Annotated in this window: 17 protein-coding genes; 15 read left to right on the plus strand and 2 right to left on the minus strand. The window is 33.0% G+C overall.

What is annotated here, in order from left to right; genetic code table 11:
* Positions 1–29: 29 nt before the first annotated feature.
* Positions 30–3,089, minus strand: a complete 3,060-nt coding sequence (locus OD917_RS22135) for a beta-L-arabinofuranosidase domain-containing protein (RefSeq protein WP_263525549.1) — start codon at positions 3,087–3,089, stop codon at positions 30–32.
* A gap of 372 nt (positions 3,090–3,461) precedes the next feature.
* Between OD917_RS22135 and OD917_RS22140 the strand changes: the two genes are divergently transcribed.
* Together OD917_RS22140 and OD917_RS22145 are read left to right on the plus strand one after the other, a co-directional pair.
* Entirely contained in the window at positions 3,462–5,066 is a 1,605-nt protein-coding gene (locus tag OD917_RS22140; RefSeq protein WP_263525550.1) for a class I SAM-dependent methyltransferase, read from the plus strand.
* Between the two features lie 75 nt (positions 5,067–5,141).
* On the plus strand, positions 5,142–6,065 hold the full coding sequence (locus OD917_RS22145) for a bifunctional helix-turn-helix transcriptional regulator/GNAT family N-acetyltransferase (protein WP_263525551.1): 924 nt from the start codon (positions 5,142–5,144) through the stop codon (positions 6,063–6,065).
* 142 nt (positions 6,066–6,207) lie between these two features.
* On the opposite strand, the gene OD917_RS22150 is transcribed toward OD917_RS22145, so the two are convergent.
* Positions 6,208–6,891 carry a helix-turn-helix transcriptional regulator gene (locus OD917_RS22150; RefSeq protein ID WP_233074110.1) on the minus strand — a complete coding sequence of 228 codons (684 nt, stop codon included), beginning with the start codon at positions 6,889–6,891 and terminating at the stop codon, positions 6,208–6,210.
* A gap of 308 nt (positions 6,892–7,199) precedes the next feature.
* Here OD917_RS22150 and OD917_RS22155 point away from each other — a divergent pair, with 308 nt between their 5' ends.
* The 13 genes from OD917_RS22155 (at position 7,200) to OD917_RS22215 (ending at position 26,693) form a co-directional block, all read left to right on the plus strand.
* Positions 7,200–7,337, plus strand: a complete 138-nt coding sequence (locus tag OD917_RS22155; protein WP_162614974.1) for a hypothetical protein — start codon at positions 7,200–7,202, stop codon at positions 7,335–7,337.
* On the plus strand, positions 7,330–7,605 hold the full coding sequence (locus OD917_RS22160; RefSeq protein WP_129748866.1) for a hypothetical protein: 276 nt from the start codon (positions 7,330–7,332) through the stop codon (positions 7,603–7,605). The genes OD917_RS22155 and OD917_RS22160 overlap by 8 nt, the downstream gene beginning before the upstream one ends.
* A 12-nt stretch (positions 7,606–7,617) precedes the next feature.
* Complete coding sequence (locus OD917_RS22165; protein ID WP_263525552.1) at positions 7,618–8,334, plus strand: DUF3164 family protein; 717 nt, start codon at positions 7,618–7,620, stop codon at positions 8,332–8,334.
* 122 nt (positions 8,335–8,456) lie between these two features.
* Entirely contained in the window at positions 8,457–8,657 is a 201-nt protein-coding gene (locus OD917_RS22170) for a hypothetical protein (protein ID WP_263525553.1), read from the plus strand.
* A gap of 409 nt (positions 8,658–9,066) precedes the next feature.
* Positions 9,067–9,312, plus strand: a complete 246-nt coding sequence (locus tag OD917_RS22175) for a hypothetical protein (protein ID WP_263525554.1) — start codon at positions 9,067–9,069, stop codon at positions 9,310–9,312.
* Positions 9,313–9,632: 320 nt separating this feature from the next.
* Complete coding sequence (locus OD917_RS22180; RefSeq protein WP_095931269.1) at positions 9,633–9,920, plus strand: methyl-accepting chemotaxis protein; 288 nt, start codon at positions 9,633–9,635, stop codon at positions 9,918–9,920.
* A complete protein-coding gene (locus OD917_RS22185; RefSeq protein ID WP_263525555.1) occupies positions 9,917–10,369 on the plus strand; it encodes a CHAP domain-containing protein in 453 nt (150 codons plus the stop codon). The genes OD917_RS22180 and OD917_RS22185 overlap by 4 nt, the downstream gene beginning before the upstream one ends.
* A gap of 28 nt (positions 10,370–10,397) precedes the next feature.
* Positions 10,398–10,898, plus strand: a complete 501-nt coding sequence (locus OD917_RS22190) for a hypothetical protein (RefSeq protein WP_263525556.1) — start codon at positions 10,398–10,400, stop codon at positions 10,896–10,898.
* A 217-nt stretch (positions 10,899–11,115) separates the two neighbouring features.
* Positions 11,116–13,284, plus strand: coding sequence for a hypothetical protein (locus OD917_RS22195; RefSeq protein WP_263525557.1), 2,169 nt, complete (start codon positions 11,116–11,118; stop codon positions 13,282–13,284).
* A 5-nt stretch (positions 13,285–13,289) separates the two neighbouring features.
* A complete protein-coding gene (locus tag OD917_RS22200; protein ID WP_263525558.1) occupies positions 13,290–16,583 on the plus strand; it encodes a hypothetical protein in 3,294 nt (1,097 codons plus the stop codon).
* Positions 16,580–17,050 carry a hypothetical protein gene (locus OD917_RS22205; protein ID WP_263525559.1) on the plus strand — a complete coding sequence of 157 codons (471 nt, stop codon included), beginning with the start codon at positions 16,580–16,582 and terminating at the stop codon, positions 17,048–17,050. The genes OD917_RS22200 and OD917_RS22205 overlap by 4 nt, the downstream gene beginning before the upstream one ends.
* A gap of 531 nt (positions 17,051–17,581) precedes the next feature.
* Positions 17,582–18,880 (plus strand): hypothetical protein, encoded by a 1,299-nt coding sequence (locus OD917_RS22210; protein ID WP_263525560.1) that lies wholly within the window; start codon positions 17,582–17,584, stop codon positions 18,878–18,880.
* Between the two features lie 403 nt (positions 18,881–19,283).
* Positions 19,284–26,693: a hypothetical protein gene (locus tag OD917_RS22215; protein ID WP_263525561.1), complete on the plus strand. Its 7,410-nt coding sequence runs from the start codon at positions 19,284–19,286 to the stop codon at positions 26,691–26,693.

Raw genomic sequence — 26,693 nt, forward strand, 5'->3', positions numbered from 1 at the left:
TTTGCTTTTGTTTTATGCTTTGTTCCGACCTATTTTAAAGTAACATCCAGATAAACCGAATGGCGCCCGTAGGTATTGTAAAAAGGTTTAAATTGTACTCCATCCACAACAAACTCCAATTTCTCTGGATTTCCTTTTATGGATTGGCTCAAATCTTTTGCATTTAATGTTATTTTACGCCATTCTTTTAGTGGTTCCGATTCCTGAGCTGCCAGCAATATTGGTCCATAAAATAAACTTGCTATATTTTGCTGATCCATTACAGGATCTAAGTGAAATTGAAATGGTATGCGAAGTTCAATTTTATCTCCGCTTTTCCATTTACGGCTTAAAGTAAGATAGCTTCCCGGAACTGCTTTTACTTTTTCGTCTTTACCATTTATTTTTACAAAAAACCCTTTTGTTGCCCAATGCGGTACGCGTACATTTAAATCAAATTTTCCTTCTCCTTTGATGGTTAATTGCGTATGATCTTCATTTGGGAAAGAAGTTGTCTGCTCTATTGTCACATTTTTTTCTTTCCATTTTACTGTTGAAGGAACATAAAGATTAACATATAAAGCCTGATTGTCAATGCTTTTAAAATAAATTGAATTTTGCAATTTAGTGCTGCTTTCCAAAGCCGTTCCGTTACAGCAAGTAAAACCGTCCATTTTTGGATTACCAAATTGTTTTATAGATCCAGGTCGTAAAGGAACGTGATACGTATTTGCAGGAGTTTTTTCTGCAACCGAAGCCAAAATATGATTGTATAAACCACGTTCATAATAATCCATAAATTCAGCACGCTGATCAAAAAGGAATAAATCGCTAGTCAGTTTCAGCATATTATAAGTGGCACAAGTTTCATTTTGCCCTCCCGCAGAAAATCCGTTTTCATAAATTGTTGAAGGCTGACTGATAAAACATTCTGCATTTGCAGGATTGCTTGCTCCAGCAACACCACCAATACTGTACATATAATCGTTGGTAGTTTTGTACCAGAAATTATCAGCAATACGATAATATTCAGGAGTTTTAGAATCACGGTACATTTCAAGTGCGCCTACAATTTGAGGAATATGCTGATTGGCATGTAAACCACGAAATGTATCTACATTTTTAGCCAATCCGTTTGAATGTTTTGCATCTCCATAAAACACTTTAATGTTATCAAACAGTTGAGCAACTTCTAGATAACGCTTCTCATTAGTTATTCTGTAAAGACGCGCCATCACTTCATTCATTCCTCCAAATTCACCAGCAATATATCTGTTCCACATGCTGATAAGCGTTTCATTAGGCAGTTTTTTCATTCTTGCATATACCCAATCTCCCATTCCTTTAGATATTTCGAGTGCTTTTTCATTACCGCTCACTTCATAAACATCTAATAAACCTGCAAGAATTTTATGCAAAGTGTAATATGGCGCCCATATTTGAGTTTTCTGTCCACCGTAATTTGCTCCTTTTTCCAACATTATAAATTGATCTGGTGGATAAGCACTTATGAAACCTTTCCCCCAATTCCAATAATCGGTGCGAATGCCTTCTGTACTTAAATCAGAATCATATTCTGTTTTTCCTGGACCAAAAGGAACCGCTGTAGGATCTGAAACACTTATTCCTCCAGCTTCACTAGGTTTTCCAGACATTTGCTCCAGCTCATAAAGAGTGTTGACCAAATAATCCATTTTTTTAGCAAAATTCTCATGTAAAGCATTATCATATCCCGTGCTTGCATAAGCTTGTGCAATCGCCGTTAAATAATGGCCTGTTGCATGGCCACGTAATTTCGTGTCTTGAGTATCCCAAACTCCTAATGCTTCTGCATTTTCTGGCTGTTTTTGTCCAAATGCATTTCTAAACATATACAAGAAAGAATCTGGATTTGTTTCAGCAAGGGTTTTTATAAACTTCTCTCTATTCTCAATAAATTTTGTATCATGTCCATGAGAATCTGAGTTTAATGTTACCTCATCTAAATTGAACGTTTTCAACTTAAGTTCTGGCGTCTTCACTTCTTTGGCAGCTTGTACTGTGACAATAGCTTTAGGCTTTAAATCAGTTCCTGAAACTATTCCTGTCACAGTATATTGTCCCGCTTTTAGAACCGAACTATTATCTGTTGGCGCCGGCCAGATTACTTTAACCTCAGGCCCTTCAATTCCGTTATTATATTCTCCTTTTAAAGAGCGAGGCAAACGAGGAAGATCGCCAATTACAGTCTGAACTTTTATATCTGAAACATTCGTTAGAAATTCATTATACAACTGAGGAGTTGTCGCAGGAAACTTTGGCAAATCACCTGTTGGCTGTTCTGGTTCCTCTTCTTCGGCTTCTTCTTTTTTCAAAGAATTATGGTAGATTTTCTCAATCTGCTTTTCAGTTAAAGGAACTCGATAAATTCTAAAATCATGCAATTTTGCCTTTAAATAAGGATCATCAGGCAAAATTGATTTACCTATATTCAAGAGATTATTTTTACCCGAATTAGGATCAAATAACTGATCTAATTTTAATTTTACATTCTTAGCAGAACCTGTTAAAACTCCATTAACATAAGTATTTAGAGATTTGGAAGGAATATCAATTACAACTACCAAATGAACCCACTTGTTAAGTTCTAAAATTGGCCCATCGGTTTTGTATTTTTCTCCTGCTGAAGTTGTAATTTCAGTTTGCAAATTAGTTTTTTCCTTGTTTCCTGCTGGAGCTACAAAAAAATGCGCTTTATTATTTTTTCCAAAATCAAAAAAATGCTGATTTCGCTGATCAGAAAGTAAATATATCCATCCCGAAATACTCAGCGATTCTTCTCCCGCAAATGCATTGCCCGGAATTGTCAAATACGAATTACTATCTCCCGCCAGAAAAAGCACTTTTCCGAACTGGGAATCATTTTCGAATTTCATTTTTAAACCTGAAACATTACCATGCAGATTATTTCTAGACCAATCTTTTACATCACCATCAAACACATAACGAGCAATCAATCCAGTTTCACCAATACCATCCAGAATCTGATCACCGCCTTGCGCCCATAAAGTTGCTGTATTTATGGAGCCAAAACTCAACATTGCAAATAGTAATAGTCTAGATAATTTCATATTTAAAAAAATTTAATATTTGGTTCTTTAATTCTCAACTCGCAATCAAAAAAATATCAGTAATCAACAATATCTTTTTAATTGTGTAAAATATACATTTATCAAAAATAGCCAATAATCCTTAGCAAATCGAATGTTTTAACAATTGTAAAATTATAAGCAATAAGCAAATTAATCCAACTATATTTTATCCTAACCCAATACTATATTATCTTAAATTAAACATTTTAACAGTTTTATAGAATAATTCAAACATCTAGATACTTATAAAGACGCGTAAACTTCATTGTCAATTAATTAGAACTCTTATCGAAATTTGGCTGTCAAGTAAGAAAAAAATCACTATTTTTAACTAACCTTCATTTTTTCATTATGACCGATAAATCACAACTCTTAAGTTCCATTTTCAGGCATCTTGACGGCTTGGTTACTGCTCCTGTAGCAATAGCCCTTAAAAATAAATCTGTATTAGAATTTATTTTAGACAAAAAGCAAACACAATTATCTGAGCTTACAACTGTTTTTAATGCCAATGAAGGCTATCTAAATATAGCTTTAAGAATTTTGGCTTCTCAAGGCTTTTTAGATTATAATGTTGATAATAAAACGCAGATAATTACAATTGCTGTAAACGAGAAAACCGAAACCGCTTTTTCGCTGTTTCATCTGTACGAAGATGTCGTTACATTACTACAATTATCTATACATTTTCATCCGCGTCTGTTTGAAGATACGCCTTTTGAAAAGCTCAATGCAATTTTTGAAAAATATAAAAAGAAATACGGACTTGAACCTTCGACCGATCCTTTGACAAATAGTATTCAGGAACAGATTTTAAAACATATTGAAGGTTACCTGATTGGGCCAACTATTGTGCGTTTGGCGATGAACGGAATGTTTCATAAATATTTTATGGAAACTTCTTTCAGCCCCGAAGAGTTCCATAAATCACCAGAAAATTTTAAAAAGATATTAGACTTTTTTGTGCATCTGGGATGGTTTCTGGAAAAAAAGGGAAATTATCAATTTACTGAAGCTGGTTTGTTTTTTGCCAAAAGAGCGAGTGCTTATGGCGTTACGGTTTCTTATCTGCCAACATTTGCTAAAATAGAAGAATTAATTTTTGGCAATCCAAATGTATTGCAAACCGCTGAAGGTGAAAACGAAATTCATGTCGATCGTGAAATGAATGTTTGGGGAAGCGGTGGCGCTCACGATACTTATTTTAAAGTTGTAGATGAAATTTTAATCAAACTTTTTAATCTTCCTATTCAGGAACAGCCTAAAGGAATATTAGATATGGGATGTGGAAATGGCGCTTTCCTCCAGCATATTTTTGAAGTAATCGACAGACAGACTTTAAGAGGAAAAATGCTCGATGAATACCCTTTATTTTTAGTTGGCGCCGATTATAATCAGACTGCGTTGAAAGTAACTAGAGCTAACCTTATAAACGCAGATATTTGGGCAAAAGTAATTTGGGGAGATATTGGCCGTCCCGATTTACTTGCAAATGATTTAAAGGAAAATTATAATATTGACCTAAAAGATCTTTTGAATGTAAGGACTTTTTTAGATCATAATAGAATTTGGCAAGAGCCAAAAAATTGTAACAAAAACAGAGTCAGCACTTCAACTGGTGCATTTGCTTACAAAGGAAAAAGAATTAGCAATAATCTTGTTGAAGACAACCTTTTGGAACATTTACAAAAATGGTCACCTTATGTACACAAATTTGGCTTGCTTTTAATTGAACTTCATACCATAGATCCAAAACTTACGGCCAGTAACTTAGGCAAAACTCCAGCAACAGCTTACGATGCCACTCACGGTTTTTCTGACCAATATATTGTTGAAATTGATGTTTTTAATGCCATTGCAGCAGAAGCGGGATTATTCCCTGATCAAGCAATTTTCAAGCGATTTCCCGATGCTGATACTGCAACAGTAAGTATTAATTTGTTGAAGGGAAAATAATTTTTGAAACATAATTGGTTGACAAAAGCAACTAATTTTATATATTTGTATCTCAACAATACAATATTTCAAATCATGAATACTACAACTTCAAAAATCAGAAGTTTTAATAGATTTTATACGGCGCATTTAGATATCTTAAGTCAGCATTATTTAGACAGCGAATATTCTTTAACCGAAATACGAATTCTATATGAAATCAGCGAAAGCAAAATAATTACTGCTCAGAAAATCAGCGAAATTTTAAATCTGGATAAAGGATATTTAAGCCGAATTTTAAAACGTTTTTTAAAAGAAAATTTAATTGAAAAAGTTTCTTCTGCAGAAGACAAACGCGCTTTTAACATTAAATTGACCGATTCTGGAAATGAATTATTAAGCCTTTTGAATGCTAAATCTGAAAACAAGATTGAAGGTAAAATAGAAAAACTAAACAATTCTGAAAAAGAAATTTTAGTCGATTCGATGAATACAGTTAGAAATCTGCTGACAGAAAATAAAATAACTCGGGAAGACATTACTTATCGTCATAATATTACTCCTGGTGATATTGGCTATATTATTTATTTACACGGATTTATCTACGGAAACGAATCGAATTTTTCAAATGATTTTGAGAAATATGTAATCAAGACTTTTTACGATTTCTTAGAAAAATATTCCCCAGAAAAAGACCGAATCTGGATGGCAGAATACAATAACAAAATTGTAGGATGCGTTGCAATTGTGCATCAACCTAATGAAGAAGCGCAATTAAGATGGTTTCTTCTCGATCCCGCTTTTAGAGGCCTTGGAATTGGCAAAAAACTCTTAACCGATGCCGTCGATTTTTGCAGAGAAAAGAAATTTAAAAACGCTTTTCTGCTTACCACAAGTTTACAAGACAAAGCACTTCAAATGTATAAAATGATGGGATTTGAACTTACGAAATCTGAAGAAGTTCAGGAATGGGGAAAGACGTTTTATGAGGAGCGGTATGATTTGAATCTTTCCAGATAGAATTTCTTAGATGCAGTTTCGCGCATTCTTACCAAATTTATAAAACACGAAAATGCTTTAGCCAAACTTTTGAAGTTTTAGCTAAAGCATTTTTTATAATCCTCTTTTTATTTAAAAATATGTCTGAGATTTATTAAAACAATTACATCATAGTATTAATACGAATACTTGCTTTTATAAGCGCCAATGCGGATATTTTTGACACATGAATATCTTTTGGCTGATGATGCGAATTCTGGCTTACTAATTTCACATAATCTTGCCCTTGATCAGATTTCTGCACGTATTTTACAGTAATGTATTCTTCCCAGTCATTCAGTTTAACACTTAAAAGATACATTTCGCCAAAAAAGATATTTTCAAATTCCGTTTCCTTATAAAGAATAATATCTCCCGATTTCAATAAAGGATACATACTATCTCCTGTTACAGAAATTGCTCCATCGCATTTTGGGAGATTTGGAATTTTTATTGTGTCCAAAATTCTTTGCGGTTCTCCACTACTAAAGAGCTCTCTTAAACCCGCAACCGCCTCCAAATCATATAGAGGTATTTCTTGATTTGCATGAAGCGAATCGACTGTTTTTCTATCACTATTCATAACCATAACACTAGTATTTTCTTCTTTAATCATAGGTCCGTTTCCTGTTAACAGCCACTCTGAACTTAAGTCTGGATAATAGTGTAATATTTTACACGCCTTATCTGTTCCCATATTACTGCTATTGTCTAAAAATTTATTAGAAAATCCTAGATCATTACAAAACTTATACTTAGTAATCCCTTTATAATCAAGATATTCCCGCACTCTTTCCGTTGACCCCATAAAAAGATGTATTATTTTACGTTAAAAATTTGTTTTAATGTATTATTTTACATTATATTTGCAAAGTAAAGAAAAATAAAATTGAAAAACAATAGGTTAAGCCAGAAAATATTGAGCAACAATAAAATAAAACAATTTTATTTCATACACAAACAACTGATTTACAAAGACTAAAATAATAAATATTGACAAAAAGAAAAATATTACCCTAAAACATAAAAAGAATGGAAAATACTACGATTTAAAACAGCCCTTCTTAAAGAATCTGATAACAATAAAATAGCATTAAATCTTTAATCCAAATTAAAATGGGAACAAATCAAATCAAGGAAAAAATTCGGGAATTGGAAAATTGGCTTATCGAAAATCCAAATAGTCCTGAAAGAAGTTTAATCGAATCTGACATTAAAAAATTAAAAAATCAATTAGAAAAAAATTATGAATAAAACACAAATCGAAGATCGTATCGCATTATTATATCTGGCTCTTCAATATTGTTCAGAAAGAAGCAAAACTTTTACAGCCGGAGAAAGAATCTGCATTAATCAGGAACGTTTTCAATGGATGCATATTCTGGATGATGAAACTGCTTCTCCACGCCCTGTTCCGTCAAATATTGAAAGTAAAATAAAAGAGGTTTTGAAACTTGCTTTACATCATAATTTCAAACCTTATTATGCAGATCCATTTAAAGAAGAAATATTAATTTACTAAAAGCCAATTGTTATGAACACTACAACTGCTAACAATTTTAAACCTGTTATGGACTTAACTCAATTTTCTGCTCAGCAATTAAAAGAAGCGCTTCAACGAGTTGAAAACAAGAAAAATGAAGAAAGAGATGCTTATAAAAAACTGGTTGCCGAAACGATTCCGAAAGCACTTTCTAGATTACAGCAAACTTCTGAAATGATGCAGAATGCAAAAACTGAAACTTTTAGATTGTTTGAAACTATTCTGGATTTAAAAAATCAGGTTTATGGTTTTAAGGAAAAACAAATGTCACACACTTTTTCTAATGACAAAGAAGAAATCACGATTGGATACCGCATTAACGAAGGTTGGGACGACACTGTAACTATTGGAATCGAGAAAGTGCAGAATTATATTTCTTCTCTTTCTACTAGTAAAGAAACTGCTTCGTTAGTCAAAATTGTTTTCAATTTATTAAAAAAAGATGCCAAAGGAAATCTAAAAGGTTCTAGAGTTTTAGAACTTCAAAAACTGACCAAGGAGTTTAACAATGAAGAATTTACAGATGGCGTCGAAATTATTGCATCTGCTTTTAAACCTGTACGTTCAAGCTGGTTTATTGAAGCTTGCCGAATTGATGAAAATGGTGTAAGAAGCAATATTCCGCTATCGATGTCTTCTGTAGATTTTTTACAAGGCTATGCTTTTGATTTCTTTAACCAACAAAACGAACAAAATCATGCAGCTTAATCACGACATTTATTTATCACTGCTATTAACTATCCTGTTAATTCTAACCAATTTAAAGCCCATACTTTTATTTAGAGAATGGTTTTATTTCAAATTAAAAACAACTTTTAAACAATATCTGAATGAGCGTAAAAATAAAGCCAATTACAGATCATGAAAGCTACCAAGTAAATGAACATACTATCTTTAAAGACAGACTCGGAAACTGGAATTGCACTCATGACTTATCCCAAAAAGAACGTCTTGCGTTCAATCGATACGAAAGTATGGTGATCAAAAATCTGAGATTCAAAAAACACACAACAGCCACTTACAAAGGCTAAAACGACCTCCAAACTGCAACCGAAAAAAGCAGCTAAATAAAAATGGTTCCTGTTTCTTCTTCTTTATGAAGAGAATCAGGAACCGATAAACGGGCGATTTCTGCCCTTATAAATAAACAGCCAAAACTCATTCTTTCTATTGGAATCCAGACCTAAAAGGTTTTGGAAACAGGATTGTCATGCGGAGTTTGCTGACCAAAATTGTTAAATAAATCTTTAACAAATACAACCTCAGAACGAGGTTCAATATAAAAATGGCATCGGGAAGTAAAAACCATTTATTGAATATGATCAAATGGTTTGGCTGTCTTAAATATGATGTTGTTTATAATTTAAACTAGTAACTCTTTTTCAAACTTCGTTCTTCTTAAAACTTTTCTTTTTTCTATCATTCAAAATATTATCTCTCATGCCTATATCTTCAAACAGAAGTCTCGGAATTCAAAAAAATAAATTAATGCGTTACAAACTCATTAAAGAACTGTATCAAAAACACAAAACGGAAGACATTCCAACGACTGTTGTGTGGCGTAAATACGTCTATCCGGTTTACCCGATTTCGAGAACTACTTTGTATGAAATTCTCTGTACACCTATCACTTCTGAATTAAAAAAAATAGAAGAACTTATGAACAATCAGGAAAGATCTTCCTAATACATATAAAAGAAAAAATCCTTCATTTTTTATCTTCAAAAGCATCCTTTTTGTGATGCAAAGATGTAACATTTACATCATCTAAAACGACTTCTGTTCGCTTTCCTTACAACTCTGTAAAGCCCTAGAATACAAATGTTCGCAGACCTTGCATTCATTTTTTTTAGGGCTTTTTTCACCCAATATTTGCAATCGAAAAAGGAAACAAATGAGCCACGAAACTGGAAAAAATCCAGATAAACTTCCTTTCTAAAACAACTCTCAGGTTGTCTTTCAAAAAACAATTTTTAAACCCAACATTTCAACTTTAAACACATTCAATGGAGCAGTTTTTATACCCCACTCTAACCGCATTTTTTGCCGCTTTTATTACTTGGTTTTTTTCGATGCGAAAATCACTCGCAGAAGACCGCGCAGCCGAACTCGACAATGCCGTAAGCGCTGTAAAATATTACCGTGATCTTCTAGACGACATTACGGCACGCCTAACAGCCGCAACAGAAACCATAAAAAAAATGGAAATACAGCATAAAGAACTCATGCTAATCAACCAGCAATTGGTTGACGAACTACAAAAATTTAAACAATTAAACGGAAAAAGCTCATGACACTAGCTCAAAAAACGATCGCAATCGCAACGGCACAAATTGGTGTCGAAGAAATTCCAAGAAACAGCAATTCAGGCCCTGAAGTTGAAATTTATCTACGAAGCGTCGGACTTGGCAAAGGATACGCCTGGTGCATGGCTTTTATTTATTGGTGCACACAGAACGCCGCCGCCCAAATGAACGCTAAAAATCCTTTAAAGAAAACGGGAGGCGTTCTGGATCAATACAACTCAAGACCGCTTTTGGTAAAAAAGACACCTCAACCCGGAGATATTTTCATTCTAGACTTTAATAACGGCACAGGTCACGCTGGATTTGTCGAGAAAATTGCTGGAAATACAATTTATACCATTGAAGGAAACACCAATGATTCTGGCGGACGCGAAGGTTATAAAGTAGCCCGAAGAAAACGTGACATAAAAACTGTTAAAGGCTTTTTACGTCTCTAAAATCAAAACTTAAAAACCAATTTTAATTATGACAAAAAAACTAAAATATCTTGTTTTTTCTCTTTTCATTATCCTGATCATGATTTCGTGCCGAAGTCCGAAACCAGTGCAAAATGAAGATAAAATTCAGACTATAACCATTACAGAAACGCTACACGATACCATCTTTAAAATTGCAAAAGACAGCAGTTCTTACAACGCATTACTAGAATGCCTCAACGGAAAAGTAATTCTTAAAAATGTTATTCAGGCCGAACCAGGGCGTACATTAAAAAGCCCAAGGGTTCGACTTGATAACAATAAACTCCAAGTAGACTGCAACCTGAAAGAACAAGAACTCTATGCGCATTGGAAATCGAAACAGGTTAAAGATGTTCAAGAGAAAACAATCACAATTACCCAATTTACCAACTATCTCACTTTTTGGCAGAAAGTCCAAATCTGGTTAGGCAGAGTACTGCTTCTTATCCTCATCTTTTTACTTGGACGATTCATCTACAAAACCGTAAAGCCTAAGTGGTTTAAATAAAAAATTCCATTACTAATTTGGCATTAGAAATAACTTTTTTTAACACATAGAAACAGCGTTTCTCTTAAATAAATTAAAGAATACTAAAGAGAAATATATTTCTTCCATACAGCTAATGATTACTTAAAAACAAGTGAAACGCCTTTTTAGATCACTCTGAATCTATGTTTCTATGTGTTAAACATAATTATCCCAACGAACAAATAATACTTAAAATATGTCCGCAAAATCCCATTTTTTCATAGAGTCGGGAGGTTTTCCCGCGCAGTTGTCAGGTCAGGGCTTTGGACCTCAATCTGAAACTGTTTTCAACCTGACTTCTAGATTTTCTTTAGACGCGCCCAAAAAAGCCTTTTCGATCTGCAAAGGAGTTGTTTTGATTCAGCCTCAAACTGGCAATCCCGATAAAGTGAATCTAATTCTTCGTCCTTACAACCAGCCTTTTCCTGGACTGAACATTAAATATTTTGTCTACAGAGGCTTACAAAAAAGTGACTTTTTTACTGATGATGCAGAGCCTTTAATTAAAAAGAATGAAGGATCGTATTCAGACTTTATTGACAAGATCAACATCGATTTCAACGCTTTTCATGAAGGGCGTGTAAAAAAAGAAGGCGAAACAATTACACCTATTCCTGTTCCTCCTTTCACCGCTAAATTTATTGGCTACGATGCCACTCTAACTGACACTACAATTCAGCTTTCTGACTTCTTTTTTAAAGAATCAAAATTTGTCGCAGCTGGCGATACTTTTGATGAAAAAGACGATTTCGAATTGCCTTTAATTGGTATTGGAAAATCATTAGGAAATTTTGCTGAAGGTTTATGCGGAATTGATGTTGTTCTAAATTACGGCGATTACAAAATTGACGATGCTCATGAATTTGCTTTCAATTTAGAATATGCCCGTAAACCTTTCGCAGAAATTACAGTAGATGGTTCAACAGATTTCATTAAAAAATTACAGCGTGAGCAAAGCACTCAATTTATTGATATTGCTGCTTTTTATGGCTCTCATGCTGAAAATGGAATTGTTACAGCAACTGCCTCTGGAGAAAAAACGGAGAAAAAAGGAGCTGCTATTTACAATGATCTGCTTAATAAGTTTTCGACGAAAAACAATTGGTACGTTTATATTCAAAGCGATCGTACACGCAGTTACGATTTTTACAAAAACTATAAAATTGGTGAAGGCTCTGAAAACCTAAAAACAGGATTACTAAAAGATACGGCAACCAATGAAGTCCCTATGACAGCCGTAACTTATGGCACTTCTGGATGGCCAGTTTTAATTAACAATCAAGAACAGGCCAATACGGTCACGACAAATAATCTGTACTTGCAATTTCCAACCGACAACAATAACAACACTGCTTTTTACGGACAAATTGGCAAAGTTGCCAATGCACAAAAAGATAATTTCATTAATGCTGACGGACTACGATTACCACCTGATGAAGAAGGAAATTATAGTGAGTTAACCTCTACAGTACAATTGACAACTCCTGCTATTGAAGGTAAAAACATTGCCTCATTAAGTCTTTTAATTTATCAGGGAAAAGTGAATACTTATAAAATTCGTGAAGAAGAAGATGAAAACGGAAATCCTATAGTCATAAATGGTGTAGCAAACTTTTTTGACGATGTTTTTAACTTAATTAAAGCACAACCTTTATTAAAATTAGGCAGCGATGATGGCTATTCTAGAATGACTTCTGAAAAACTGAATCTAATTAATGAGTTTTATGATAAAAAACAGCAGGGAATTTCTATTGTACAAACAGTAACAGTAAATGACGTTATTGAAACCGGAATTGAAGAAACACCAACCGTTGCCCGTGTTACTTATGTAACAGAAGCTGTAGATGTCATGAATAATGCTGTTTCTGCAACTGGAAGCACAACCTCAACAACTTACACATCTTCTCCTGCAAATGGTTCTGTTGGCAAAAGTAAAACTTATCAACTACCCGATCCATACTATTACAATTTGAAAATGTTTACAGATAGTACGGAAACTATTACGGGACTAGAACTAAAAACTCTGAATGGCTCTACTCCTAACAAAATTATTCTGGGATTAACTAAAGATGAAAATGAGAATATAAAAGCTCTAATTACCGAAGGGAAAAAGAATCCTCGTTTGTTTTTAATGAATCTTTTTAAAGATGTAACTAATCTAATTTCTCCTGAAAATATCACATATCAGAAATACAAAGTGGCAATTGTAGCCGAAGATGCTGAAGGTAATAATAAGCTAGAAGAACCCAGCAATCCTGTTTTTGTTTATTCACTTGATCGCAGACATCATTTTAGCCAAGGATATAGTGAATATGTGACAACACCTGATAAACTTTTTAAACAAATTATTGACTTAACCCTTTAAAATACATGAAAGATTTAGTAGTGCTAGCCTCTGGAGATATAGTTTACTTATCAAGTATCAGTGATGATGAAACTTTTGATCCATTAAATAATGATCTGTTGTTTTTTAGCAATGGTTGGGTACGAAGATTTAAAAAAAATGGCATTTTTTATATGGCTATTTTTGACGAATCAAATGACCAATTTGACAGTTATAGGTCTGAAATAAATTTCTGGAATAATAATAAAATTAATGAAAGTAAAACTTATACTGTTGCTTCTTTTGAAGCGCTTGGAGGTATCTTTAGCATTCTCGATGTCCTTCCTCCAAAAATTAATGGAAATGATAATGTCATTTTTGCACATGAAATGTTATACCCTGAAAGTTTAGAAACATCAGAAATAGAAACAGAAACAATTTACAGATCTATTCCTTATCATTTATATAATTCAATAGACCCAAAACGACAAATAAATATCTTACAAAGTACATCACCTATACTTTCGGATTATAAAATTATTCATGCAGGATCAAAAAAGATAATACCTCTTTTAACTCCATATTATAATTTCATAATAGATAAAAAGTACCTTGAAGTTAATAATCAATTAAGAGATTTACATGATTACGAATTAGATATTTTAACTGATGTAATTCAAGTCTTTGATTGGATTTTTAGTCAAACTGAATTTTTGAATCTTCTAATTGCGTTGAAACTAGTCGAACCATTTAACCAAGTAATTAACTTACCCAATAGATATAATCACGATTATGGAATTATTGATTCAAAATATCATGCATTGTATAATGATGAATATTTTGCAAGATTAAGATTAGGTCTAATACAATTCAAATATTGGTTAATTCAATATAATGATGATTATTCAAAAATTAATGTAAATGATTTAATTGTCTATATCGTTAACTTATTTAATCCAATCGAACTAAGCTACTTGCCTTATAAAACAAAAATTAATCTATTAGATAAAATCCTAAGAGATAATTTCTGGATAATTGGAAATTGGGGGGTTAATAAATTAAATGATGAAGAAGCAATATTAAAAATAATTCGTGCTATTGCTAGAGAGGAATCAAACGGAACGTTAAATTATTCAGAGATTGATGATTTCATGGATCTTCTTAATACCATTTTTGATTACAATAAAAAACTGACATTGTATGAAGTATTATATAGCAGAATAGATGATTCAACCCTATTAAGTGATGATGGAAAAGGAAATAAAGGCCAATTAGTAAAAGTAGTATATAATCTTTGGAGTGAAAGTAAATTCAATCCTCAGCACCTTGTCCCATCAATTGCCCAGAATGCCTTAAGTCATTTCGAATACACTCCATACAATTGTCGTTGGCAATTTGATTTAAATGATCCTGAAATACTTTTTCCTCTTTTAGATGAAAATGCAGCTCCAATGATTATTAACTATGAGTCCGAAAAAATATTATTATGGTATATTGATAATTTTAGCTTCACATTTTATGAGAATAAAATACTTGCTAAAGAAAAAGTCAGAGATTATGGAGATCAACCTTATGGTGTTTATAAAATCTTTCAACCTATTGCATTAAAAGCAACTAATGCAACTGACACTATTATCAAAATGCCAGTGAAGGGAATAAGTGACGACGGAAATATTCTTAATTTTATCAATAATTGTTTTCCTGTATTTTATTTACAATATGTTGACGATCTTGGTGATTATAGCGATACAAAAGAGACAATAGGAACTGCTGCAGATGTAATGTTGACATTCTCTGGACTAACAGGTCTAGGGAAGCTAAGCCATCTGAAAGATTTATCTTTGATAAGAAAGTATTTTGTTGCCGGAGAATTATCGCTTGCCGAAATAGCCAGCTTTAGCAGAGCATTAGGAGTTTTAGCAAATAATGCGCAAATAATATTAGGCATCGCAGGACTAATTCAGCGCTTTGCAACTGCTGGGTGTACCATATACTACAATAGTCAGGGAAATCCACCCGACGAAAATGATCCTGAATATAAAAAATTCGAATTCTGCAAAAATATTGACATTTGGTTATTTGCTTTAGAAATGTTATCACTTTCAGGTGATCTTTTATCTCGAAGAGCATTTAAAAGAGCCACCAAAAAATTACAACAATCAATACCAAATGGAACAGAATATAATGAATTAAGAACTGCTATAAATTCTTTGGATAAGATTGATAATGCTCTTACTGAATGGTTAAGCTCTATTCAATTTTCACATCCTAATCTATATACTAAAATCATTTCTTTTGCAGATGACGAAAAAAAAATTGCTCTCATGCTCGATTTTCAATCAGCCAAAGCTGATGTTTTAAACGCGCTAAATTCTGCTGACGGCATACTTTTGGAACGATGGAGTGAGTTGTTTTCTGAAGGAATAGTTTTTGAGAGAAAAAGTATAGATTTTTTAGAAGATACATATTCCGTTAATACCATTATTAATTATTATAAACGCACTGAACTCAAAAGTATTTTAGAAGGATTAGATGTCGCTACGAGGCAAAAATTATTTAATGAATTTAGACTTACTCAAAATGAATTCAATAAACTTATTGAAAACCCAAATAAACTGGAATTAATTTTAGATTATCAAAAAAAACTAAAACTAAACCAGTTTGATGAATTTACAAGATTAGAGATACTAAAAATTGTCAATTCAGACTTAAAAAGTGTACATATTGATTTATTGAGAATAAAAAATGTGAGCACTATATCTTCATTACTTCCAAAATTCATAAAAGAAATAAAAAATGAGTTAATATCAATCAGTAGATTAAGAGATTTACATACTGGTTCGATTTTCCCATTTTTCCAAGATTTTAATAGCGATTTGAGAAGCAAATTTAAAGGACATAATAAACTACTAATTGAAATCCAAACTTATAACAACAATACTCCTGTTGGACAAGTAATAAAAGAACAATATTTGTCTGGAACAATAAAAGATATAAAAAGGAAATTTGGTAATACTGTTTCACAATATTTTAAAGAACCACTTAATCAAAATAGCTTTAATGTTTTTAAAACGAAAGCTATTGATATAATTGGCGATCCACGATTTGATGATACAGAACTAAAATTTATATTTAATTTTTTAGATGAACATTGGACTAAAGGCAATAGATTTGCAATAAATATAGAATCGCCGAGATATGCTTGCACAAGCTGTCAAAGTTATTTGGTATATTTAAAAGAATTAGCCAAACAAGAAGGCAAAATTTTAGAAATTAGAATGATTTCACATCCAAGTGCCAAATCATATAGTGATATTCAAACAATACTTAAAAAGCCATGAAAATAGAATATTTAAAAAAATTAAAAGAAAATCCAATAAATTTTGGAGAATTACTCAATTTGGAAATTGAAGGAATTACTTTAAACGAAATTGCAAATTTAGAACAACTCTATAACACAGGAAAATCATTCCCAAAAGTTCTTAAAGAATTACTTTTTTTGGCTGGCCAGTATTGTTATGTATGTGATTATGGTGTAAATGAAGACCAAAAAGAATTACAAGAATCTACAAGACAAGATTTACTAGATAATGAAAGAATAATTTCACGACCATTTTATGTTATTGATGTATATTCGACAGAACGTTTTTTGTTTATTTACCTGGATGAAGGTGAAAATCCAAAAATTTATACAGCACATCCATCCGGCGAAACACAAGATTGGATTACACCTCTAAGCAATTTAACTATAAAAAGCCTAGTTGACAGTAGAATAGAAAGAGCTAAAAGAGGAGAAAACCCGTTTTAAAATATTTATATCTGAAGCGAGCATCTCGCTCGTGAGCGTAAAGTATTCCCCCGCGCTAGCGTGAGCGTAAAGTACTTCTTATATTACCTCAAAAAAAATGAGCAGAAAATACAAGTTTGGAGATAAAACTGGAGCTTATATTATAATTTTTTGCTAGTGTCTACTAAATAGAAAAACAACTCAAAGACAAGAATCTTTGAGTTGTTTTTAAAACTAAAAATCTTCTCCAAGCAAAATCAAAATCACATTTTAAAATACAATCTGGAAACTTAGAACCATAAGTTTCCCGACTCTACTATTGGCTTTGTTTTAAGCCAACACAAAAACCTTATTTCTTTGTTTTACAGCTCTGTAAAATAAAACCCTATTGTGATGCCACTAACACAATTTTTAAGCATTCAGATTACTTCCAATCATCCAAAATCAATAACTGTTTGTAAGTATCTTATATATCTGAATGAATTACGGTAATCCCCTATAAGCCCGATTAAAAGCCTATAAATTATTTAAACCCGTAAAAATTAATTAAAAATGAGTACAAATCACAACAGAATCAGAGTCGCAGACTTAGAAAAAAATCAGCCAAACAAAATTTTAAAAACAAATCAAAATGGTGAATTAGAGTTTACCGATGCAAACAATCTTCAAGCCGAAAGTTACAATGCCCTTGACTGCATCACCGAAGGTAAAACCTTAGATGCCAGACAAGGGAAAGTATTGAAAGACATGATTGATCTTAAACCCGTAGACCTAGCTTCTGATACGGAAACTCAAATTAGTGCAGCAGTTCCTGAAGATAAAAAAGTAGTTAGTCGCTTGAAATTGTTTAATTGGTGGGAATGGATGAAGAGAAAAAGTGAAATCATTGTCGGCAATTGGACTTTTAATAATATTTTGAAAATAGGAAACTCAGGCTATCTTATGACGGATACATACAAATTTTGTATAAGAGGAAATCAAGGAAAAACGCTTCAAATAGGTGTTGAAGGAGTAGCCGATGATTCTATTTCAATCGATGTTACTGGAATTTCCTTAAAAAATCGTCTTACATTACCTATTGGGACTTCCACAATTCCTGCTCTTGTTATTCCTAACGGTGTGCTAACTTCATCTCCTCAAAAGGGTGCAATAGAACGAGATCTTACAGGAGAACTTTATCATGTTATAAACAATGCCCGATATAGAATATTTGACAGTCGTGATTCTGGAAATTTTTTAACAACGACTTGGAGATCAACATACACAAGTTCTGCATCTGTATCAGGAACTTATGTAAATACATCAGCATCATCGATATCATCTATTGCTTCGGGTGCTTTAGGCTCTTCTAATCAAGGAAATTATTTATTTAAAACATTTGATAACTATTTGATTAAAAATGGAAATTATTCACCCTCATTAATTGCTCCTAAATCTGTTTTATTTGAAGTTTATTTAAAAGGTAATAATTGCAAGTTTTCAGGAAGTCAATACATTAAATTATATTCTGTTGAAAGAACGGACGTAACGACAGAAAATAGTATTAGAAATTATGAAATCCCAATACAAACAAATTTAAGCCAAAGCGGAGATCTTCTTGGCTCTGTCTTAATGTTTTCAGAAACAACTTACGATACTTATGGTAATAAAATCTTAGAGAATTACAAGAAATATTTTTTACAAACAATTGATTATGTTGGAAATTATACAGATTTGAAATTTTCAGATGCCTCAATTTCATTAGAATACAGAGTAAGTGTTTTATTCGATGACTCTACAAATCAGAACTCTAAAAATGTTTATGCAAGACCAATTTTCACAAACTATTCTTCACTTTTTTTAAAAATATAATTAAATAGTTAACTATAAATGATGTGGCTGTCTCATTCAAAAATAGAAATGAGACACCACCATCTTTTTACAGAACTCTAAATTTATTACTTTTTACCCTAATCTTATCCACTCTCTTTACAACCCTGTAAAGCCTCAGAACATCCATGTTAAACCGCTAAGCAGCTCTTTTTTAAGCTCCATTTTTAGGCTCATCTTTACACTGTCAAAAGAAAAAAACAGGTTCTGAAACTCTTAAAAACTTTAGTCTTTTGAAAAAATCATTAAGCAGATAAATTGCTAAAAACTGCTTAGAAAAATCCTAAAAAACTATGCATTTACATCGCAAAGATTGGTTCGATCTTACTCCAATTTAATCATTCAGAATACGAACAAAAATTAAAGTCAAAAACAAAATTAGAATATGCCAACTAATCCAATTCCTGCGGTTCCAATTCCTACAGCGAGATATTATCCGAGATTGTCCGAGATAATTACTGTAGACGATTTACCAGAATTCTTATCGTTTGTCGAAGATGGTTTGAATTCCATTTTTGATAAAATCCATTACAAAAATTTACAATATTCAAAAGGATATCGTGGTGATTCTGCCTTTTACAGTCTTGATATTGTTTCAAGTACAAAATTGGCATTACCTCTTCCTTTTGGTCTAGGTTTGGTTCTTAATCCAGATCTAAAAGACAATGATTCTTCTATATCATCATTTCCCATTACGTTAGAATATCAGTGGGAAATTCTGGCTTTCTTAAAAACATTCAGCTCCAGCAATTTCTCTTTTTCTATGGAGGACTTTTATGCTGTGGGTCTTCAGGTTTTCCGCATCAGCGAAGAACAAGTTGTAGCTCACATGATGAATATTTTTGTGGAAGCCGAAGAAGGAAAAACAAAATACGAACAGCTTTTAGAAGATATTAATACGCTTCAAAATACTAATCTGGAATTTCCAACAAATGTAGAACAATCCATTGGAGGTATTATTGACCTCATCAACGATAGTACTATAATTACAAAATCGATTCCGCTATTACTATTCGGAACTTACATCGCTAATGAAGGTTTTACTTTAGACGAAATCAAGCAAAAATTACAAGATTTCTACAACATTGTAGCTCCAGACGGAATCGAAGCTCACATTAAAAGAATTATTACTCCAAAAGCAAAAGCAACTTTAGCCTTAAGTGCCGGTATTGAGTTTCCAAGAAACATCTTAAAACCTGTCAACTCCGATGGAACTGATTATGGTGATGGAACTCAAAAATCGATGTTCGTATTTGCTGAGGCACAATTGTATGCAGATACCGAAGAAGGTATTGGCTATCAATTAGAAATGGGAGGATCTCTTGCTCCTTCAAATTATGCCATGATCGGCAACACAGGTTTACTTCTTCAGTTAGATACTTTAAAAGTCGATTTAAGCAAAAAAACCAATATTTCGGAAGCTGATGCTGACGGACGCCCAAATGATTTCGTTGGAGTTTATGCTCGTGCTGTTTCAGTAACTTTTCCTTCAAAATGGTTTAATGATATTCCTAAAACGCCAGGAAGTACAGCTCCAACACTACAAATTGGCGCATCAGATTTATTAATAGGTACAGGCGGGCTTTCTGGAAATATTTATCTCGAAACAGTGCCAAGTACAGATGGCACTTTTAGTTATTTCAACGATAAATTCAATTTTAATTATCCCATCACCATGTTCGAAAAGGACGAAAATGGTGTGGCCAATAAAAAAGAAATTGCTGATTACCAATCTTTACTTGTCTTTTTACAAGAATTGAACCGTAAAAATCTACCATACGCATTTGACTATCCATTATCATTAACGACTATTAATGATTCTACAATTTATGTTTTTACTGAGGCAAAAGATTATCAAAACTTTCTAGCAGAACTTTACGACAATACACTTTGGAAAACTATTGGTTCTGAGAAAAAAGGATTCAAAGTTGGCTTCAATAAATTTGATATTACTTTCAAACAAAATAAAGTTACGAACTCTAACATTAAAGGTGCTTTAGAAATTCCAAAACTTACAGAAAAAAATGGAGATGCATTAAAAGTCAATCTTGAAGGTCACTTAAATGATGATGGAGATTTTAACCTTACTGCTTCATTCCCAAAAGATAATAAACCAAAAGCAAATCTATTTGACCTTGTTAATATTGATTTCCACAGTTTTGAACTTGGTAAACAAGATGAAGATTACTATTTAGGAACTTCTTGTTATGTTTCTTTTCCTGAAGAAACTTTAATGGGAAGTTTATTAAAAGGAAAAGGATTTGAGGTTGAAAAATTGCGTGTGTACAGCGATGGAAATATTGAAATTGAGGGAGGATCTATTCCTATTCCAATCAGCCTTTCGGTCAATTTAGGTCCAGTTCAAATGGCAGTTACGAACATCAACTTTGGTTCAACCCAAATTAATGGCCGTAAATATAATTTCTGGGGATTTGATGGTGCTATCAGTATTAATCCGCTTGGAGTTGATGCTCGTGGCGAAGGAGTTAAATTTTATTACTCTACAGATCAGAACTCCGAAAACGGTCTTAAAAAAGATTCCTTTTTAAGAATCCAAACCATTGAAGTTGATTTAATTATCCCAGGAACTGCTACAGAAGCTTCAGCTATGGCTATTATTCACGGAATGATTTCGCTTCCTGAACCAGGAAAATCTAAAGAATTTATTGGTGAGGTTGGCTTAAAACTGCCAAAAGCAAAAATTTCTGGAAGTGTTGGCATGCGTTTTATGCCGAAATATCCTGCCTTTTTAATTGATGCCAGTATTGAATTACCTGTTCCTATTCCGCTTGGATTCTTGGCTATTAATGCTTTTAGAGGTTTATTAGGATTTAGATATGTCGCCACCAAAGAAGCTGTAGGCTTAACTAAAGACGATTCATGGTATAAGTATTATAAACATCCAAAACCGGGTATCAACATTAAAAAATTCAGTGGCCCTCCAGACTCTATGCAGTACAATTCTCCATTTTCTATTGGAGCTGGAGCCACTTTTGGAACAGTTGCAGATGGTGGACACGTATTGTCTTTGAGAGCCATGCTTTTATTGTCTCTGCCTACTCTATTTTATATTGAAGCAGGGTTGAATGTTATTTCCTCACGATTAGGACTGATTGAAGATGACCCTAGTAATCCGCCATTTTTTGCTATGGTTGCTTTTGGAGATGATTCATTAGAACTAGCAGCTGGAGCAGATTTTAGTATTCCAAAAGATGGCGGTCAGATATTTAAACTCACTGCATTATTAGAAGCTGGTTTTTTCTTTAAAAATCAGAAACCTTGGTATGTTAATTTCGGAACAAAAGAGAAACCAATCGAAGCTGAAGTTTTAACCTTATTTAAAGCAAAAGCTTTCATCATGATTTCTGCTCAGGGAATTGAAGCTGGGGCCCGATTAGATTTTAAACTGGAGAAAAGTTTTGGTCCTGCCAAAGTCAAATTGTGGGCTTATTTGGAAATGGGTGGAAAAATTTCATTCAAACGCCCTCAAATGGGTGGTTACATTAGTGCTGGTGGTGGAATTCAGATTAAACTCTGGATTATTAATGTCGAAATTGCTTTAGATACGATATTTTCTGTTGAATCATTTAAACCTTTCTTGATTTATGCTAGACTAGAACTAAGTGTTCGTGTTAAGATTGCTTTTGTGAGGGTACGTAAAAATTTCACCGTTGAACTGCAATGGGATCTTAACCGAGTAGTTGATCGTACGCCATACAGCCCACTTCCTAAAGGAACTGTGGGAGACGGAGAAGATGATAGAACATTAGAAAATGTCAAAGGTGTGCATATGCTAACCAATCAGGCATTTGCTTTGGATTATTTCAAATCTGCTGGAGAAAAAGATTATGATGAAGACAAGCTTTTTCCAGACGGTACGCCAAGGCCAGAGTTTATTACATCGATAATTCCTTTAGATACTTATATTGATATTAAAACGGCTAAAGGATTAGTCCCTAGTGCTGATTTGGCTAAAAAAGTTGGAGGATATACTGGTGAGGCCAAAAACTATACTGATTTGATGCCTCCTGAAGCAACATCTAAAGCAGGTAGACCAATACGTCAAGTTAAACACGAATATGGAATTAAATCGATCAATTTAAAATCTTGGAATGGGACTGTATGGGTAGATTATAATCCTTTTGAAGCAGTTGTACAAGATACTGAAAGAACCAATGAATTAAAGGGATTACCTTGGGCACATTGGCAAAAAGCAATTGACCAATATGATTCTATTAGAGTATTAGCAACAAATCCGTTTTCGTTTTTAAGTGCAGCCGAACCAGGATGGCATGTTCCTGAACAATTAGGAATTACGTCTACAAAACTATTTTGTGCTTCAACACAAATCGAAAAACAGCATATGGATTTCCTTAACAAACAAATTGGAAAGCGTTACTATGTGCCAATGCAGTACGAAGCTGATAAAATCAATGGTTTGTTTTTCAAACTTATTGGAGAACTTCCTGTGATTGAAGATAAATACACGCTTGAAGGTGGCGATTTCATGAGTATTACAACTGATGAAAATCCTTTTGGATATAATCGATCATTGTCTTTTAGAAATGAAAACGAATTAGAAATTATTTTTCCTGAATCTGCTATTGATCCAGAATTAAGGCTTACAACTCAGGCTAAAGAAGTAAAAATTACAGCTTATACTGCCTTTTTTAATGATGGAGATAAATTAGTATCATACGCGCCAGCAAACTTTAGAAAAACTGAGATAGGGGCATTTTCTGCAGAACAAACGTATACGAAAGCAGAATTTGCAAAAGCGATTACCTTATATACTGAGGAAATTGATGGCCAGAAGAAAAAGATAGACAAAATTGTAATTAGTCCAGTTTCAGCAAATGCAAAACGCATTAAAGAAATCAGAAACGAAATTGCTGCATTATTTGACAATAGATATGGCGAATTATCAGGAGACAGTGAAATGACATTAACAGATCCTGCAAAAATTATCAAATACAATTCGTTAATGACTGAATTGACAAATCTGAAATCGGATGCTGGAAATGAAAATCCTAATGCTGGAGGTAATCCAAATGCATTGACTTTTACGCATTATTATGGTTATAATGGTAGAGCTTTATATGATTTTGATCAAGTAATCAAATTTAATGATTCGTATGTAGTAACATTCCATCCAAAAGAAGATGCGAAAACTACGATTCTATTACAAGTCAATTCTGATGGTTCAATTATTAGAGAGCGTTTAATTAACGGAATTGTCACTTCTCTTCAGGTTGTAAATGGCAATTTACTGGTAACTCAGGCTTTAAACGCAGAACAATGTAAAGGAATTGGAGAAGCAGCAATTGATCTTGACTTTATTGTAGGATGCTCCTCTCCTATTGCTGCAACTGCAATTGTCGAAATGGATGAAGAACTAAATCCGATTTTAGGCACGCAATATTTGAATACTTATTCTTTAGGTTTCAACAAAATATTACTATTAGCAAATAATGACCTTCTTTGGATTAACAACATAGCACCGAATGAAACTCAAATCAGTTGGATTAAAAGAGATGATAGAACTGTAGTTTATCGTTCTAAAGTTAACTCAGAAGTAATTAAAGTTCTTCAGCATAACGATTCAGAATTCAGTTTGATTACTAAGGATAAAAAAGTTATCCGTTTAAATGTCGACAATGTATCAAAAGTAATTTCTGCAACGGATACAAAAGTAATTTCTACAACTGAAGTAGTTGAAATTATCGATGCCATAGTTGCGAATAATAAAACACTCCTTTCAGTTAAATTATCGAATGGCAAGTTTGCCTTGGCGCAGATCGATGGAAATACTCTTTCATTAGTAAAAAATGACACCATTTTTGATTCGGCTGTTTATTTATCTAATCAGACATTAAATGATCATTCTGTTTTGGCTTACAATACGCATTATTTGTTTGTATTGAATGAAACTTTAACCCAAACACGATTAATTAAAAGGGAAACAAATGTAGAGGATGCTTCAATCATTCATATCCAAAATGAACCGTCTGTAAATGAAATCTTGATGCTTTCCAGCAAACCAAAAGAGAAAGGTGTTTATTTTTCATTGTTTAGCGATGCATTTGATAACTGTTCTTTACATCCTGCCGAACAAGTTTCTGTAACTACTTCTACAACAACTTTAACAAACGGAAGTGTCAATTATTCTGTACTGGATTTAATTAACGGATTAGATTTTAGAAAAAGCATTAAAACTTCGAACATAATTAAAACTGATGCAATTATTTGTTCAAGTCTAGTAAATACTGAAGATCCAGAACTTAATTACACTACTTATATTCAGAGAGTAGATTGGTTTAGTAAAGAAGAGTATTATCATAATAAAACGATTTTGGATATTCCTGCCGTAGCTGGGCAATTACAAGCGATGAAAAATGCTGTCGAAACAACAGTACAGCCAATCTGGAGACCAAATACAACGTATTGTTTAGATTTTACTCTAACAGATACGGTTGACGATAATAAAAAGAATCCTGTAGAATTTAAATATTATTATGGTTTTAAAACTCTTGGTCCAATTGGGCACTTCCCGGTTAAGGATTCTCAAGCAATTGATCCTCAAAATCCGCCAGCGAAAAATGAATTGACAGCATTGTCTAAATCTCCGCTCACTTCATTAAGAAGCTATCTGGATTATAATCGTTCTTATCCAAATGCAGACGGAAGTTTATTACAGTCTAAACCTTCATTCTACGGCAATGAGCAATGTGATATTTCTTTATTCTTTACGAGTACATATACTTCTCATATGTTTAAGAATTGGGCAGAATATGAAACTGAAAGACCTGAAATTGAAGGGAAACTAAATCTTTTCATCAAAGATCCTCTGACTGATCTACTTATTGAATATCCAATAAAACCATTGGAAGAAGGTGAAGAAGAAATTGCTTATCCACAATCGATAGAAAAAGATAATGATTTAGAGTGGACTGATGATAATGATCCTAGAATTCCATTGGGTGTTAGAATGTTAAACAATTTTATTGAAGATTCTTCTAAGACGCGATGCACTCTTGTGTTAGGAGATCCTTTAAAACCAAAATCATTAAAGTACAAAACAACTTTAACCAATTTAAAACCTTCTAAACTTTATACTGTTTTAGTCAATAACTTTTTTGATGGTGCGCAAATAGGAATTTCAAGCGAAAGCAAAAATATCCTGGTTCATCAATTTGGATTCCAGACTTCGCGTTATGAAGATTTTAAAGAACAAGTTCAGAGTTATTTTGTTGATAAAGAAAAAACTAAAGAAGCTTTATATGATGTGAATGTTAATCTTGATCAGGAACGTATTGATGCCCTGCATTATGTAATCGCTCCTAAAAATGGTACTGCTACAAATGTATTTAGCGATTCAATGGCAACAAAATATCAGCATTTATTTGATCGTGCGACCGAAGGAATTTTAAAACTTTCTCCTCTTGATCCTGCACAGGGCACTGAGGTAAATAGAATTATTGACACAAATACTGGAGCAACGGTAGCACTTTTAGTTCGAAACCCAGAGCCTTTTAATATTCCAAAAATGCCTTTAGAAGAAATTCAAGATACTATTTCTGTTTTAGATGAATTAGAAAATCCAATATCTGGATACAGCGTACTGCACTCTAAAGATTACTCACAAGCTTTGATCATGCATAGCAGCAAAATCATTTCTGGAATAGAAAACTTGAAAATCAGGTTTAAATACAAAATGTGGAATAACGAAGGAAGTGGTCCTTTAACAAACACAATTGATACGCAGATACTGCCATTATACAATATAAATCTTTAA

The organism is Flavobacterium sp. SH_e, assembly GCF_025717045.1.
Taxonomy (GTDB): domain Bacteria; phylum Bacteroidota; class Bacteroidia; order Flavobacteriales; family Flavobacteriaceae; genus Flavobacterium.